Source organism: Streptomyces sp. NPDC005899 (assembly GCF_040629645.1).
In the GTDB taxonomy this organism is placed as follows: Bacteria; Actinomycetota; Actinomycetes; order Streptomycetales; family Streptomycetaceae; genus Streptomyces.
On record NZ_JBEXWB010000613.1, the window covers coordinates 1 to 2,057 of the forward strand.

The window sequence follows — 2,057 nt, forward strand, 5'->3', positions numbered from 1 at the left end:
ATCGCGTCGGGGCACCTGGAGCAGGTGGAGGATCCGGCTCACGGCCGGCAGCGCCTGATCCGGCGTACGCGGCAGGGCGTCTCCAGGGCGGTCCGCAGGGCGGTCACCGCCGCCGTGCCGATGCGTGCCGCCAGCTCCTCCTCGAGGCGCTCCAGGATTCCGACGGCCTTTCGGTGGGTGAGAGCGCCCTGCCGCGTACGCCGGATCAGGCGCTGCCGGCCGTGAGCCGGATCCTCCACCTGCTCCAGGTGCCCCGACGCGATCAGGCCGTGCACGGCCTGGTGCGCCGACTGGCGGGCGACGCCCGTCCTGCGGGCCAGCTCGGCCACGGTCGTGCCCTCCTCGTCCAGTACGGCGAACAGTTCCAGCTGGGCGGGGGACACCGGAGCGGCCCCCGCGGCCTCCAGGGATGCGAGCAGCCCCTCCTCGAACCAGCGGCGGGCGTCGAGCAGCAACTGGGGGAGGCTGGGGCGCGGCGGGTGCATCGGGTCCTCGTCGTGGGAGGTGAGCAGGGAGGGTGAGTGTACGACCTGGCTTGTCAAGGTACGCTCCTGCGTGTCAGGCTACCTGACACCTGCCGTGAGCCGCCTCCCTGGAGCATCCGTGACCTTCGAATACGCCACCCGGTACCGCCGGGCCTCCCACATTCCCCCCGAGCCCGGCAAGCCGTACTTCATCGAGAAGGGGCACGGCGACCGCGCCCACCTGTTCACCGACCTGTTCACCATCTACGCGGGCGGGGAACAGACGGAGAACACCTTCAACTTCTTCACCTGCGAGGGGCCCAAGGGCGACGTCATCCCCGCCCACTCGCACGCGGACACCTACGAGGTCTTCTACATCACCCACGGAGCCGTCCGGCTGTTCGTCGAGGATCTCGAGGGGGAGCAGTACGAGAAACTGCTGACGCCGGGCGACTTCGGCTTCGTGCCGAAGAACTGCCCGCACTCCTACCGCATGGAGCGCCACCACAGTCAGATCGTCGGCGTGGCCGCCGGACCCGGCGGCACCTTCGAGAGGTTCTTCGAGAACCTGGGCGCCCCCGCGGAGGAACTGGGCCTGCCGCGCGAGGCCGTCGTCCCGGCCGGTGAGAAGTTCGCGACGGTTCCGAAGGCGTACGACGTGACCTTCCTGCCCCAGCAGCGGTGGGGCACCCGGTGAACCCCGAGCTGCTGAAGGTGATCAGCGCTCCCGCGCCGGACATCGCTCCGCTCCCACCGGCCGTCGTCCACCCGTCCGGGGTGCGGGAACTGCGTGCGCTCCCCTACGCGGAGGTGGAGGGGAGCAGGCCCCTGGAGCTGGACCTCTGGTTGCCGCCGGACCAGGGCTCCACCCACCCCCTGGTCCTGTTCGTGCACGGGGGCGCCTGGCGCCGCGGGCGGCGCGACGACATGGGCCTGCGGACGCGGGGCTGGGACCCGGGCCCCTTCGCGCGCATGGCATCGGCCGGTCTGGCTGTCGCGACGGCCGACTACCGGCTGAGCGGCGAGGCCCCCTTCCCGGCACCCCTGGACGACCTGCGCTCGGCACTGCGCTGGCTCACTCTGCGCCGCGCCGAACTGGGCATCGACCCCGGCCGCACCGTCGTGTGGGGGGAGTCCGCGGGCGGGCACCTCGCCTCCCTGCTCGCCCTCACCCGCCCCGGCCCCGCCCTGGCCGGCGCCGTCATCTGGTACGGCCCCAGCGACCTCACCGCCGCCGGGCCCGGCACCCCCGAAGCGCTCCTGCTCGGCGCCGACCCGGCCACCGTCCGGGAACGGGCCGAGGAGGCCAGCCCGCTGACGCACGCACACGCCGCCGCGCCGCCGTTCCTCCTCGTGCACGGTGAGCAGGACGCGATGGTGCCCCGCGAGCACAGCGAACGTCTCGCGGCCCGCCTCGCCGAGGCGGGTGCCGAGGCCGAACTGTGGACGGTGCCCGGCTCGGACCACGTCTGGTACGGGCTCCCCGACGACCAGGTGGAAACCGTCTTCACCCGGTCCCTGCGCTTCGCCACGGACCGGCTGCTGCCGCCCGGGCGCCGGTAGGGCGGCGGGGGCGCGCCGCACCGGCGGCGC

3 protein-coding genes are annotated in these 2,057 nt (G+C 73.3%); 2 read left to right on the forward strand and 1 reads right to left on the reverse strand.

Annotated elements, in window-relative coordinates:
• Window positions 1-38: 38 nt before the first annotated feature.
• Window positions 39-485 (reverse strand): helix-turn-helix domain-containing protein, encoded by a 447-nt coding sequence (locus ABZ371_RS32035; RefSeq protein ID WP_358686335.1) that lies wholly within the window; start codon window positions 483-485, stop codon window positions 39-41.
• A 118-nt stretch (window positions 486-603) separates the two neighbouring features.
• Between ABZ371_RS32035 and ABZ371_RS32040 the strand changes: the two genes are divergently transcribed.
• Both ABZ371_RS32040 and ABZ371_RS32045 read left to right on the forward strand, forming a co-directional pair.
• Window positions 604-1,161, forward strand: a complete 558-nt coding sequence (locus ABZ371_RS32040) for a quercetin 2,3-dioxygenase (RefSeq protein ID WP_358686330.1) — start codon at window positions 604-606, stop codon at window positions 1,159-1,161.
• Window positions 1,158-2,027 (forward strand): alpha/beta hydrolase fold domain-containing protein, encoded by an 870-nt coding sequence (locus tag ABZ371_RS32045; RefSeq protein ID WP_358686332.1) that lies wholly within the window; start codon window positions 1,158-1,160, stop codon window positions 2,025-2,027. The genes ABZ371_RS32040 and ABZ371_RS32045 overlap by 4 nt, the downstream gene beginning before the upstream one ends.
• Window positions 2,028-2,057: the final 30 nt, after the last annotated feature.